Here is a 13,940-nt window from a genome sequence, read left to right on the forward strand (position 1 = left end):
GGTATTCACAGTCATAGCTTAAGAATTCAACACATTTTTTGTAATTTGAACAACATTTTCTGTCGTAAATCCAAATAGATTCATGACTTCAGCTCCAGTTCCTGAAGCTCCAAATGTTTCAATTGATAGTACTTTTCCTTCTTGTCCTACATAACGTTCCCAACCTAGAGATACACCCATTTCAAGAGATACTCGTTTCGTTATAGAAGACGGAAGAACGGATTCTTTATATTCGTTCGATTGGCGATCGAATAACTCCCAGCTCGGCATTGCAACGATGCGAACAGAAACTTGATCTTCTTCTAATTTTGCTTTCGCACTAGTAGCTAAGGATACTTCAGAACCTGTCGCAATTAAAATTACATCCGGATTTTCATTCGTTTGTGTTAATACGTAAGCTCCTTTAGAGAGATTCTCTATGTTCGCTTTCGTTTCATTAAACACCGGTAAATTTTGACGGCTCAGTACTAAAACGACTGGACCATCCGGTTGCTGTAAAGCATACGCCCAAGCACTTGCTGTTTCATTTGCATCTGACGGACGGATAACTGTTAGACCAGGAATTGCTCGAAGCGCTGCCAATTGTTCAATTGGTTCATGCGTTGGACCATCTTCTCCTACAGCAATCGAATCATGTGTAAATACGTAAGTAACAGGTAACTTTTGCAGTGCAGCCAGTCGAATCGATGGACGAAGGTAATCATTAAATACAAAGAATGTACTTACGAAAGGTTTTACTCCTCCATGGAGAGCCAGTCCATTCGCTGCCGCGCCCATTGCGTGTTCACGTACACCGAAGTATATATTTCGTCCGGCATATGATTCTACTGCATATACTGCTTCACCTTTTATATCTGTCATCGTAGAATGAGAAAGATCCGCACTTCCACCGAAAATAGAAGGAATCGATTTCACATAATGATTAATAGCTTCCCCACTTGCAACACGAGTGGAAATCGTTTTTTCAATATCAAAGGATAGAATGTCTTTCGCTTCAATTAAAACATCACCTGTAATCGCTTTTTCTAATTCATCTGCTAGTGCAGGGTTCGACTCTCTGTATGAATTGAACTGCTCATTCCAGTCATTTTCTTTTTCAATACCTTTTTGTTTCAGTTCATTAAAATGAGCTTTTACTTCTTCAGGTACAAAGAAATCTTCCTCGTAACCCCAACCATACACTTGTTTTGTCGCTGTTGCCTCTTCTACTCCAAGCGGATTACCATGTGCTTTGTTCGTTCCAGCAACTTTTGGACTTCCATACCCTATAATAGTTCTAATTTCTATAAGAGTAGGTTGATCCGTATTTTCTTTCGCTGATTGAATAGCTTTTGTAATAGCATCGACATCGTTTCCATCTTCAACTCTTACATATTGCCAATGTACAGATTCTGCCCTTTTCTGAATATCTTCAGAGAAAGCAATGCCTAATTCACCATCAAGTGAAATTTCATTTGAATCATACAGTACAATTAACTTGCCAAGTTTCATATGTCCTGCCATTGACATCGCTTCATAAGCGACACCCTCCATTAAGTCACCATCTCCGACTAATGCGTACGTATTGTGATCTATAATAGAGTGACCATCCTTATTGAACTTCGCTGCTAAATGAGCTTCTGCCATTGCCATTCCGACAGCATTAGCAATCCCTTGTCCTAACGGGCCTGTCGTCGCTTCAACTCCAGGAGTATGACCAAACTCAGGATGTCCTGGTGTTTTACTATTTAACTTTCTGAAGTTTTTCAAGTCATCAATTGAAACGTCATATCCAGCTAAATGAAGTAAGCTATACAGTAGGCTCGATCCGTGTCCCGCTGATAAAACGAATCGATCACGGTTAAACCATTTCGGATGATTAGGATTGTGATTTAAATGATTCGCCCATAATGCATAAGCCATCGGTGCTGCTCCCATCGGAAGACCTGGATGACCTGAATTTGCCGCATTAATAGCATCAATTGATAATGTACGAATTGTATTCACTGCTAATTGATTTATGTTTTGTGTCATAGTAATCGTCCCCCTACATGCTTTCATGAAAGAAAGTACTTATTTTTCCGTCTCTTGATCTAACCACCATTTAAATCCACTTTCTTGCAATAATTCATTAGACGCATCTGGACCATATGAACCAGACTCATATTCATGAAGTGGTAATAAGTTCTCCTCGAATGCTTCAAGAATTGGTTGTACCCATTCCCATGACAATTCAACTTCTCTCCAATGTGCAAAGAATGTAGCGTCTCCACTCACCGCATCATGAATGAGTCTTTCATACGCTTCAGGTACTCCCACATCCGCTTGCTCACAAGTAAAGTTAATACGCATCGGTTCAATTTCTCCATTTTTCAATGGATTTTTACTATTTAACTGTAATGAAACGTTCTCACCTGGACTAATTTCAATTATTAATAAGTTAGGTGCTGCATTTGGATTACTATCTTGATATTGCTGTTTTAACGTATTTTTAAATTCGATTACAATACGAGTAGACTTTTCTTTCATTCGTTTTCCTGTTCGTATATAAAATGGAACGCCAGTCCAAAATGGATTATCGATCCACAGGCGAGCAGCAACAAATGTGTCTATGTTAGAAGAAGGATTTACTCCTGGCTCCTCTTTATACGCTACAACTTGTCCGCCTTTTATTTCTCCTGAAACGTATTGACCGCGAACGATATGGTTTTGAACGTCTTCTTTTTTCACTTTACGAAGCGTCTCCATTACCTTTCGCTTTTCCTCTCGAATTTCACATGCATTAACCTTTTCCGGCAGATTCATAGCAGTCATCATTAATATTTGTAACATATGATTTTGAACCATATCTCGAATGGCTCCTGCCTGATCATAATATCCTGCTCTTTCTTCAACCCCAACTGTTTCACTAGCTGTGATTTGTACGTTCGCTATATGTTCTTTATTCCAAATAGACTGGAGAACAGGATTTGCAAATTCTAGTGCTTCAAGATTTTGAATCATCGGTTTACCTAAATAATGATCAATACGGTATATCTCGTCTTCTTCAAACGTGCGACTAAGTTTATCATTCAGCTCACGAGCAGATGCAAGGTCGTGCCCAAACGGTTTCTCAATCATTAGGCGTTTCCATCCATCCGTTTTATCAAGTCCGCTTTCCTTAATATTTAAAGCAATCGTCTCGAAAAATTCAGGAGCAACGGAAAGATAGAACATTCTATTACCTTTTATATGTAGCTCTTCTTCCCTTTCACGAACGACTTGTAATAATCTCTCATAGTCTTCCGGCTTACTCACATCTAATGGACAATAGCGAAAGTTATCTAAAAAAACTTCGAGTTCTGGAGTACCTTCTTCTCTATGACGGGAAAACGTCTCTATTGATTCTTTTATTCTTTCTTGAAAATCCACATGAGATACTTGACGTCTCCCAAGCCCGATAACGGATATTTGCTTTGGAAGCTTTTGATCTCTATATAAGTTATATAGTGCGGGGTAAATTTTGCGTTTCGCTAAGTCCCCTGTCGCTCCAAATAAAACAAAGGTCATTGATTCCAATTTCAGTCCCCCTCTTGTTGTATAATCCTTGTCAATATTTTAAAAATGAATTGTACAGAAGCCCCTGTTTTTATAAAAAAAACAAAGAGTTATCAAATTCCAATTCCTTTTATACCTTTCGCTTTCTAATTGTCCCCAATATTAATAGTGGCAATTCAAAGCACTTCTACCACAGATTACTTATTTATCGAACTCAACAAACAAATGTATATCCGATTACTTTTAGTAATTAAATAATCTTATGTCTAGTATATTAACCATATAAATTATTATCGTCAATAAAAATGTCTTGCATTACATACTATTTATTTCGTAATGCTTTTCTAAGTGTATTCCTAATTACCATTCATTTTCAAAGATAATGATTGATATAACAAATGTCAGTTTCATCAAAATCTTCAATCATTTTTCTATTAAACTCACGAGCAGACGTTACATGATAACCAAAAGGCTTCTCTATAATAAGACGGTTCAATCCTTTTGTAGCCCACAATCCACTTTCCTTAATATTTAAAGCAATGACATCAAATACTTCTGGTATAACAGATAGGTAAAACATGCGGTTTTCAGGAATGTTTAATTCTGTTTCACGCCTCTTTACAAGACGCAACAAATCTTGATAGTCCTCTATATTCGCTGTATTTAATTGACAATAACGAAATGTGCTAATAAATTCTTCTACTCCTAATTTATCATCAGTAGATCTTCTAGAAAATGTAGCAAGGGATTGTTCTACCTTTGTTTGAAATTCCACATCTGACATTACCCTTCTGCCGATACCGATAATCGAAATAGATTGTGGTATATTTTGATTACTAAATAGCTTATATAAAGCAGGATAAATTTTGCGTTTCGCTAAATCCCCTGTCGCTCCGGATAAAGTGAAACTTTAATCAGTGGGGGTTTTGTTCATCCCCACTGATTATTAGTTGAACCAATCGGGCTTTTACAGGCAGTTGCCCCCACCTAACTTCTATGATATCGCTGAATTTTGAGGTGGGGGTCTTACTGCCTGTTAATGCGGGGTAAAAGAAATGTCATTGAATCCATTTGTTCTCTCCCTTTTAAAACAATTGCTAGAATAGAATATATAAGTTCATTCGCTACTTAGCACAATACTGTCTCTAAAACCTCATACTTTACCAATGTTTCTTCAATACAATTTTCCCAAGAGCACGTTCTGACTCACTTATGTGGTGTGCTTTTTTTACACCTTCTACATGTAAAGGCAACACATGCGTGACAACAGGTTTAATCTTCCCGCTCTCAATTAATTCTGTAATAAGAGAAAGTTCATATCCGTTAGGTTCAGTAAATATATGGTCACTCTCAATATTTTTCTCTCTTGATATCTCGGTTTGCGGAATTTTCATACCTTTCGGACCATAAATAGACGCTAACTTTCCATTTGGTGCAAGTACTTTATAACTATTCTTTAGTACATCCCCACCTAACACATCAAATACAATATTGTAATTATGCAAAAGCAAAGAAAAGTCTTCCGTTTTGTAATCGACGACAGTATCAGCGCCTAGATCCTTTACAAATTGCATGTTTTTCGTACTAGTCGTAGTTGCAACATGTGCACCGAAACTTTTCGCTAGTTGAATAGCAAACGTACCTATCCCGCCAGATCCAGCATGAATTAAAACCTTATTACCCTTTTGAACATTAGCGAATTTCACTAAACTTTGCCAACTTGTCAAACCTACTAGAGGGATTGACGCCGCTTCCTCAAAAGATAGATTTCTCGGTTTTTTCGCTACATACTTCTCATCTACTGCCACGTACTCTGCATACGTACCATTTCGTTCAATATCTGGACGACTATATACTTCATCCCCCACTTTACATACTGTTACGTTTTTTCCTATAGCAGCAACTACACCTGCAACATCCCATCCTAAAACGAGCGGGAAGTCATAAGAAATTACGTCTTGAAGTAAACCCTCACGTATTTTCCAATCCACAGGATTTACACCAGCTGCATATACTTCAATCAGTACATCGTTGTCTTCCAATAGCGGTGTCTGCATTTCAATCTCTTGTAGTACACTTTTATCTCCATATTGCATAAGTCCTATTGCTTTCATTCTTTTCACTCCTTTACAAGGCTGAGAAATGCGGTAGCACTTCTTCTCCTAGCTCATCCAATACTTCGTCAGCTGGACGTTGACCATCAAATAGAGCAAGGAATAAATGATTCACACCAATACTTTTATATATATCAAGTAATTCAATTAGTGCCTTACGCCCTGTACGGTAACCTAAACGTATCGGTGTAGGACGTTCATTTGGATCTTCAGATAAATCTAAATGCATCGGTTGTATAAATGGTTTGAATACATCTGGATGATAATCCTCTACTAGTTCTCTCCATTGTCCAATTGCTCCCGCCTGATGCACCGGACTACGTGGATAATACATCCATCCATCTCCATGTTCAGCAAACCATTCCATATTTTGCTGACTAAAACCTGTAATAAAGGTTGGAACACGTTTAGACGGTTTTGGAACTAAATTCGCACCATGAACTTCTCCTAGTGTCGACTGGATAGACGGGAAGTTTTTATACAAAATTTCTTCCAAGTAAGCAAATGCTTCTCTAAACTTTTCACCTCGTGTTTCATGACTAACACCTAACGCTTTGAAATCGGCACGTCTGTCACCGGATGAAACGCCAAGCATAATTCTTTCTGGAAATAGTTGATCTAATGTAGCAATTTCTTTTGCTACACGCAATGGATGACGAAGTGACAACACTGTTGCCGACGTTCCAAATGCGATTTTCTCTGTCTTGCTTGCTAAATACGTCAAATAAATCATCATATCGTAAATTTGACCTGTTGCAGGATCACCAAAATCAGGGTCTTGCAGCAATACATCGCGAAGCCATACACCTGTAAAACCGTATTGTTCCGCTTTTTGTACTAACTCTACTTGTTTTTCCATCGTTGGAGCATGAAACTGATAATTTTCAATCGGAATGTGAACTCCTAACGTAAGTTGATCTTTCGCAAACATACGATTATATCCAAAATGGTTCGCAAACTTTTCCATGTGTTTCACTCACTTTCCCTCATTCATATAAACCTATACTTTTCATATTTCTTCTCAAAATTTATAAGCAACACTGCAACACCACATTGTTGCCGATTGTAATCGTTATAACTTTCTTTGTGCTACGAGTGTTATTATAAATCGGCCATAACATGAATAACAGTACGTACTTTAAAGTGATGTAGGCACTTTAAAGTACCTATACTAAGTGAGTAATAATAAATCATGCTGCAAAAATAACATCTACCCTTTCTTCAAAAAGCTTTACTGTTGCTTTTGCAAATACGTTTCATTATTTCACGTACTTTCCCTTTCTTTATATAAAATTGTTACTAACCAAATTCAAAATATTATACTTATTTTTCGTACTTTGCTATGCTATAACCACAAACAGGAGGTATAAACTATGAAAGCACAAATTATCCATTCTTTTGGGGGTTCATCTGTATTTCAATTAGAAGAAGTTTCAAAACCAAAACTTTTACCAGGTCATGTTCTAATCGATGTAAAAGCAACAAGTGTAAATCCAATCGATACAAAAATGCGTAGTGGTGCCGTTTCAGCAGTCGCTCCTGAGTTTCCAGCTATATTACACGGCGATGTAGCTGGTATTGTTATTGAAGTAGGAGAAGGTGTTTCGAAATTTAAATGTGGGGATGAAGTATACGGATGTGCCGGAGGTTTTAAAGAAACTGGAGGTGCACTTGCAGAATTTATGCTTGCTGATGCACGATTAATTGCTCACAAACCTAAAAATTTAACAATGGAAGCAGCTGCTGCTCTACCATTAGTTGCAATTACAGCTTGGGAATCTTTATTTGATCGTGCAAATATTAAACCTGGTCAAAATATTCTCATTCATGGAGCTACTGGTGGCGTAGGACACGTAGCCATTCAACTAGCTAAATGGGCAGGCGCTAAAGTTTTTACAACCGCTTCTCAGCAAAGCAAAATAGACATCGCCCATCGTCTAGGAGCCGACATAGCTATTAATTATAAAGAAGAATCTGTTCAAGAATATGTACAAAAACATACGAACGGAAACGGATTTGAAGTTATATTTGATACAGTAGGCGGCAAGAATCTTGATCATTCTTTTGAAGCTGCTGCGGTCAACGGAACTGTCGTAACAATTGCAGCTCGTTCAACCCATGACCTCTCTCCTTTACACGCAAAAGGACTCTCTCTGCACGTTACTTTTATGGCGTTAAAAATATTACATACAGATAAACGTGACGCTTGCGGGGAAATTTTAACTAAACTAACGCAAATAGTAGAAGAAGGACACCTTCGACCATTGCTAGATTCTAAAACTTTTACGTTTGATGAAGTTGCACAAGCACATGAATATTTGGAGTCAAATAAAGCAATTGGGAAAATAGTGTTGAAAAACGTTTGGTAACTTTCACTAAATAATACAAATAACAGCGGGATTGCTTCGCCTTATCTTTGTCTTAAGAGGCGTGCCACAATCTTAAAAGCTTTCCATCCTTTACAACAAGTAAAAAAAGAACAGCCGAATTTTTCTTATAGTAGAAAATTCGGCTGTTTGCATGTCGCAATTTGCTTTTTATATATTTCCATTAATAGATAAAATACAACTCATTTGCCTTACCATCTTTACCTTCAACAGAATATTATGTTGTTTTTAATTTTTTAAAACACACTACGTACTAATCCCCCGTCTATTCGCAACGCGGAACCATTAATTGCTGAAGAAAGTGGGCTGCTTAAGAACGTGACAAGATTGGCAATTTCTTCTGGTCGAATAAGTCTTTGAATAATAGAGGTTGGTCGATTCTCTTTCATAAATCGCTTCTCAGCTTCTTCTATTGTCAATTGCTCATTAGGATAAAGACTATTTAACATAGTCTCCACTCCTTCCGTTAAAGTCGAACCAGGCATTATAGTATTAACAGTCACATTCGTTCCTGTCGTCAGCTCAGCTAAACTGCGAGAAAGTGAGAGTTGCATCGTTTTAGTCGCACTATAGTGAGCCATTTCTTGAGATGGCATAATAGCTGCTTCGCTAGCAATAAAGATGACTCTTCCTTCTTTTCTTTCAATCATTTTTTTCAAGTACGAGCGAGTAAGTCGAACACCACTCATAATATTGACTTCAAACAATTTAAACCAATCTTCATCAGGGATATCAAAATATTCTACAGGTTCAAAAATCCCTAAGTTGTTAATAAGAATGTCTACTTCAGGGTACTTTTCAATCACATTTTGGCACCCTTGTTCTGTTCCTAAATCAGCTACTACAGGTTGAAGAATAGCATCCGGATACTGCGCTCGAATTTCGTTTATCGTTTGATTAACATTTTCTTCACGGCGTCCATTAATAAGTACAGTAGCTCCTTCCGCTACTAATGAAGTGGCAATTGCTTTTCCAATCCCTGCCGTAGATCCAGTAACCAGTGCTGTTTTTCCTTTTAATTGCATATGCATATAGATCCCTCCAAATTCATGTGCTACATGATTAACTTACGTTGGAATAAATAATTACGTTTATATTGTGGTTCACTTCTCTTATCTTTAACAGAAAATAAGCAGATCCACCCTTTTTTCGAAAGAGTATAAACGAAAATTATGTAGCTATTGGACTCTGTACGGAATTAAAAATCGAAATTATTATCATTTAGATCTACTCGATAATTCTGATTCTAATCATTGTCATGTTAAAAAATCACATCAACAGCAGAGTAAAGCTAAAACCAACTAATAAATACCATTATGATATATATTAACGATAAAGAAAATTACGCACTTTAAAGTTCCATAGGAACAAAAAAGTGCCCTATAAACTATAATTTCTAACTCCTTATATTTGCTAAAGTAGTATCTTTTTTTATCATAGAAAAGGTTGTAAAATCACACATTCTTACATACAGTTATAGGATTATTTTTATCCTAATTAACTAAAAACCATATAACACATTTGTAAAATAAAATTCTAAAAAAACCTTGCAGAAAAATTCTACAAGGTTTTTGCCTATACACACAAATTAATCACTATATTAAAATAAAAGGGTTTATAATTCATCGCAATATTATTAAATATAAGCTGCTTTAAAGGCTTGTTGGACAGCTTGTACTTCTAATGAGTCTTTACCATATAAGTTCGTTGCTACACGAATACAAGCTTCTTTTAATTCTTTAAAGTTAGAAGTCATATTTAATTCATCCGTATTTGCATAATAGAAAATATCAAACATTTTATCTTCTCCAATGCCATGTACGTTTACTCCATTATGGTTTCCACCACTAGCAATCAAGTAAGCTACTTTATTAATAATGCTAGAGTTCGTGTGTACACCACCATGATCGTGGTCAGCATCAATAGGTAAGTTATTATAATGTCTATAGTCCTCCGGATATCTAGAAGAGATAGATGATGGGTTTTTCATATCTCTAAAAATACGACCTGATTGTTCTCCCATTGTCCAATTGAACTTTCCGTTATTAGCATACTTTTCAACTGCTACTCCTAAAATATCAGATAGAGCCTCATTAATTGCACCAGCTTCTCCTGCATACTCAAGTCCAGACTCATTTCTTGTAACCGCGTGTGTAAATTCATGTCCTGCCACATCAAATGCTCTAACAATTGGATCTCCGTATACCAGCATAGCCCCATTACTAAATGCATTAAACCACTGCTTAGGATTCCCTTTATTCGTACCATTTGTGTTCCAACCATGAACGACAGAAATTACTTTTTGTCCGTTATTATCAAAGCTGTTACGGCCATATTTTTCTTGATAAAAATCATATACTTTCGTTGCTAAATAATGGGCACTAACTGCTTTAGGATCTGTAAAATTTGTAGAATTACTTGTTACTAAATCATCGAGATAACCCCATACATTTCTTCTATAATTATTATAATCTTTATAATTAGCAGTATATGTTTCAATTCCCTTACCACGAGAATAATCTGCAAGCATGTACGTTCCATCACTTCGCTGCGTAATTCCAAACGTACGATTAATACCTAAGTCATCTTTTCCTGTACCTGTTAATTTTGAAGGATCTTGTGATTTATTTACTGTCGCAGATTGGACAATACTACTATCTACTTGTATACCTAATTTTTGAACGAGTTCTTTTAATAGATTACCACCAAAAGCATCAATTAATACTGTACCAGATACATATTCAGGTGTAGATGCACTAAAAGTAATTTGATATGCGTTTGTAGCTTTATTTGTATTTTCATCTACATATACTACTTGTTTAATTTCTGGTTCTTCAATAAATGTAAGATCATTTCCATAGATGTTGAAAAGCTGTTTCTTTGCATCCTCTTCTGATAAAGTAATAGGTTGTTTCAAATCTTCCTGTTGTTGTAGATCTTGGGCACTATCCCCCGAAACGCTCGTAAGTACACCATCATCATTAATATGTGCTGTTAGTTGATATCCGTATACATCACGTCCTTCATACGTTTGTTGAAGACGTACCAATGTAGTACCATCATAAGATTTACGACTTTGCGTAACATTATAATTAACTTTGGATTCCGTATTAACTTGCTTTGATGATAATGCTTGTTCTGTTTTTCCTTTTAGTGCATCCTTTGCTACATTTTCTGCCGAATTTTGAGAAGGTGCTGTTAAATTACCTGTTCGGAACGTATCCTCCTTTGTGTCCACTTTTAAATCTTCTGTTTCCGCATGCACTCCTCCATAGGGCATAATCGCCGATAACACCACTCCTGTAGTTAAACCTACCTTTACGAAATTATTCATATTCTTACTCCTTTATAATCTTATTATTAAGTTAAATAAATGTTTTTTCAAAATTGGAAACATAGATATTTCAAACTATCTATGTTTATCTACTGTTTATGAATTGTGATTCCTCATAATATAGATAGATTGCGTCTTTACTTTTAGATTCATTTCATTCCTCAAAAATTACTCATTATATAAGCTATCTTTATATTTATTTATATACGTTATTTTTTGTGGTTCTGATAACATATTTATCGCCATCCACACATTCTTTTTCATTTCTAATTTTTGCATTGGTATCTCTTTTAAAACCGGATTACTTATAATTTCTTCCATTTCTTCATCAATTCTTTTCATAAGATTTTCTTCTGGATTATTTTTTAAATAAGTATTTTTCAGTCCCCATTTTGTCATTATAAATTCATTCGTTTTATTCATAGGATTAATAATAGTAGCTTTACTAGTTAATCGTTTTTTTATTTCATCATGATAGATTTTAATTTTATATCCTTCTTTTAGTGGAATAGTATCTTTTACAATCGTTACATTTGTCCCTTCCATTTCCTTCGTATAAATTTTTTCACCTTTCTCATTAAACACCTCTATTGATGCGTATTTTTCATCTGCATAATAGCTATGAGGCGTTTTAGTAGTAACCGTAAAAACAGCCCGCTTTTGCTCTAAGTCTGTATTTAATTCGGCAAACTGATCATCTCCTAATCCTAGGAATTGAATCGTTTCATTTACCAAATTGCTCACTTTCATTTCGTTAACATCAATCGTTAGACTATTATCCTTTTCCTTTACATAGGCATAATACGAACGGAAATGATACATTCTATCCATTTTCTCACCTGAAATTTCAACCGTATAAACCCCATTTGGTACGTCTTGTAAATTGATATCTGCTGTTTCAATTGTTTTTTCTTGAACAACTGTATTCCCTTCTTTTAATTTAATCTTTCTTCCTTTCAATGTATCTATTTCATTTGTATTTAAATGGATATGCAAATTCCCTTTTAACCCAAGTGAAGCAATTTGCTGATTCGTAACTATTTCAAAGTTAGAGTTTATCGGAATATCAGGATCAACTAGAGCTCTCGCCTTAGCTAATTGTGATTCAGGCACTATATACGCTAAAGAAGTAACTGCCGGATAACCTTTCGCCCTATTCATCTCTATTTGTTTATGATTAAGCTTAAAGCCCCATCTTTCAAAAACGGGTGTAAAATCAACTTGTACATTCTCGCTATAATACTGATTCATTAAATCTGGTAAAGAATGGTCACCTTTTTTAAAAGCAGCATTACTAGCTAGTTTTCGATAACCTTGATACATTTTTGCAAAAGCTTCATCGCCAGCTTTTTGTTTCGCCATCGTTAAAAGAATAAGTTTTTGTCGCAAATCTAAATCATCATAATTTTTATTTTCTTTCATTAAAGCATTGTATAAATTCCGTTCTACCTGTTCCTTCTTCCCAAAATTAAATAACCAACCAACTTGATCTGCTTTTTTGCCGTATTTACTATATTGATATTGAACACCAAATAGATTATTAGAAACTTCTCCTGTAAATATTCCTTGATTATCAAAACCAGCTTGGTATCCATGAGCGATTTCATGTAAAGTTCCCCAACTTAGTTTATCTAACCACATCTTTGTACTATCTGTACTATTGGCTGTCCAATTTGCGCCATAATAGGCACCGCCAGCACCAGATATATCTGCTTTTAAGAAATAACGATTTTGACTTTTTTTATTTTCAACCGTTGAGCCATCTAAACCAATAATTGAATCATACATCGCAAAAATATCTTCATAATATGCAATTAACTCATCCAACGATTGAAAATCTTTTAAAGATCTTACTAACTCTTTATCTTTTTTAGGTACAAATAATTGAAAACTCTCCCCTTGAATTAACGCATACTCTCCATCAAATTGATCCCATGTACTAAAAAATTGAGATACACTTCCTTGTTGTTTATAAATCGGAAGAGGTTTAGTAGCACTTTCATTCCCTAGTTGGTACTCAAGTACAGCGTGCTCTTCACCATACGGAGTATCTATGAAAGGAACTAAAGGCGTATCACCTTGAATGGTAATCCATTCATTTCCTACTTGTATGGATTTTTCATTTTTAGAGTCATTAGACAATAAACGTAATGTTAATTTGTCTTTAAAATTAGGATTCGTTTGTCTTACCTTTAATGGTGTATTTCTCTGCAAAATAAATCCTAAATCTTGTCGATCGTGATATTTACCCTTACTTATGCCCGCCTGAAATATCCAAGTAGGCTCTTCTAAACTAGTAATTTCTTTTACATTTGTTCGTTCATCAGCATGTAAGTGTATATTTCCTATGAGGAAAAACATTGTATACATGATGCCTATAACAAGTAGCCTTTTCATTTACATATCTCCTTTTCTATTTTTTATATACAAAATACAATAAAACCCTCCTTCTTTACTTATAACTGTCGTCAGTAAGTTACTTATTAGTGTAATTATTATAGTTACATTAGCTCATGATTATCAATCATTAAATATATGTAATTTTGCATATATGGATATAAAACCGAAATTTTTGAAATACCGTGAAAT

Annotated in this window: 8 protein-coding genes and 1 pseudogene; 1 reads left to right on the plus strand and 8 read right to left on the minus strand. The window is 35.4% G+C overall.

All coding sequences use genetic code 11. The features are described from left to right. Positions 1–18: 18 nt before the first annotated feature. The 5 genes and pseudogenes from tkt to C3Y97_RS16655 form a co-directional block, all read right to left on the minus strand. Complete coding sequence (tkt, locus tag C3Y97_RS16630) at positions 19–2,013, minus strand: transketolase (RefSeq protein ID WP_000193011.1); 1,995 nt, start codon at positions 2,011–2,013, stop codon at positions 19–21. Between the two features lie 39 nt (positions 2,014–2,052). Continuing rightward, positions 2,053–3,537, minus strand: a complete 1,485-nt coding sequence (gene zwf, locus C3Y97_RS16635; RefSeq protein ID WP_000445365.1) for a glucose-6-phosphate dehydrogenase — start codon at positions 3,535–3,537, stop codon at positions 2,053–2,055. Between the two features lie 352 nt (positions 3,538–3,889). After that, positions 3,890–4,426, minus strand: a pseudogene (locus tag C3Y97_RS16640) (glucose-6-phosphate dehydrogenase); the annotation flags it as partial. A gap of 250 nt (positions 4,427–4,676) precedes the next feature. Continuing rightward, the gene (locus C3Y97_RS16650; protein ID WP_000643793.1) at positions 4,677–5,630 is read right to left on the minus strand and encodes an NADP-dependent oxidoreductase; all 954 of its coding nucleotides are present in this window, start codon (positions 5,628–5,630) and stop codon (positions 4,677–4,679) included. Between the two features lie 13 nt (positions 5,631–5,643). Next, positions 5,644–6,597, minus strand: a complete 954-nt coding sequence (locus C3Y97_RS16655) for an LLM class oxidoreductase (protein ID WP_136363532.1) — start codon at positions 6,595–6,597, stop codon at positions 5,644–5,646. A gap of 406 nt (positions 6,598–7,003) precedes the next feature. On the opposite strand from C3Y97_RS16655, the gene C3Y97_RS16660 reads away from it, so the two are divergent. After that, a complete protein-coding gene (locus tag C3Y97_RS16660) occupies positions 7,004–7,999 on the plus strand; it encodes a zinc-dependent alcohol dehydrogenase family protein (protein ID WP_000647270.1) in 996 nt (331 codons plus the stop codon). 254 nt (positions 8,000–8,253) lie between these two features. Here C3Y97_RS16660 and C3Y97_RS16665 read toward each other — a convergent pair whose 3' ends face one another. The 3 genes from C3Y97_RS16665 to C3Y97_RS16675 form a co-directional block, all read right to left on the minus strand. Next, positions 8,254–9,048 carry an SDR family NAD(P)-dependent oxidoreductase gene (locus tag C3Y97_RS16665; protein ID WP_000551092.1) on the minus strand — a complete coding sequence of 265 codons (795 nt, stop codon included), beginning with the start codon at positions 9,046–9,048 and terminating at the stop codon, positions 8,254–8,256. 605 nt (positions 9,049–9,653) lie between these two features. Then, positions 9,654–11,351: a M4 family metallopeptidase gene (locus tag C3Y97_RS16670; protein ID WP_136363533.1), complete on the minus strand. Its 1,698-nt coding sequence runs from the start codon at positions 11,349–11,351 to the stop codon at positions 9,654–9,656. 168 nt (positions 11,352–11,519) lie between these two features. Continuing rightward, complete coding sequence (locus tag C3Y97_RS16675) at positions 11,520–13,748, minus strand: putative mucin/carbohydrate-binding domain-containing protein (RefSeq protein WP_136363534.1); 2,229 nt, start codon at positions 13,746–13,748, stop codon at positions 11,520–11,522. Between the last annotated feature and the right edge of the window lie 192 nt (positions 13,749–13,940).

Origin of the sequence: Bacillus sp. DU-106 (genome assembly GCF_004799705.1) — a bacterium.
GTDB classification, from domain to species: Bacteria; Bacillota; Bacilli; order Bacillales; family Bacillaceae_G; genus Bacillus_A; species Bacillus_A cereus.

Bases quoted from the DNA above. Each gene is read 5' to 3' on its own strand.
- tkt (WP_000193011.1), bottom strand. From the start codon at position 2,013: ATGACACAAAACATAAATCAATTAGCAGTGAATACAATTCGTACATTA.
- C3Y97_RS16650 (WP_000643793.1), bottom strand. From the start codon at position 5,630: ATGAAAGCAATAGGACTTATGCAATATGGAGATAAAAGTGTACTACAA.
- C3Y97_RS16655 (WP_136363532.1), bottom strand. From the start codon at position 6,597: ATGGAAAAGTTTGCGAACCATTTTGGATATAATCGTATGTTTGCGAAA.
- C3Y97_RS16660 (WP_000647270.1), top strand. From the start codon at position 7,004: ATGAAAGCACAAATTATCCATTCTTTTGGGGGTTCATCTGTATTTCAA.
- C3Y97_RS16665 (WP_000551092.1), bottom strand. From the start codon at position 9,048: ATGCATATGCAATTAAAAGGAAAAACAGCACTGGTTACTGGATCTACG.
- C3Y97_RS16670 (WP_136363533.1), bottom strand. From the start codon at position 11,351: ATGAATAATTTCGTAAAGGTAGGTTTAACTACAGGAGTGGTGTTATCG.
- C3Y97_RS16675 (WP_136363534.1), bottom strand. From the start codon at position 13,748: ATGAAAAGGCTACTTGTTATAGGCATCATGTATACAATGTTTTTCCTC.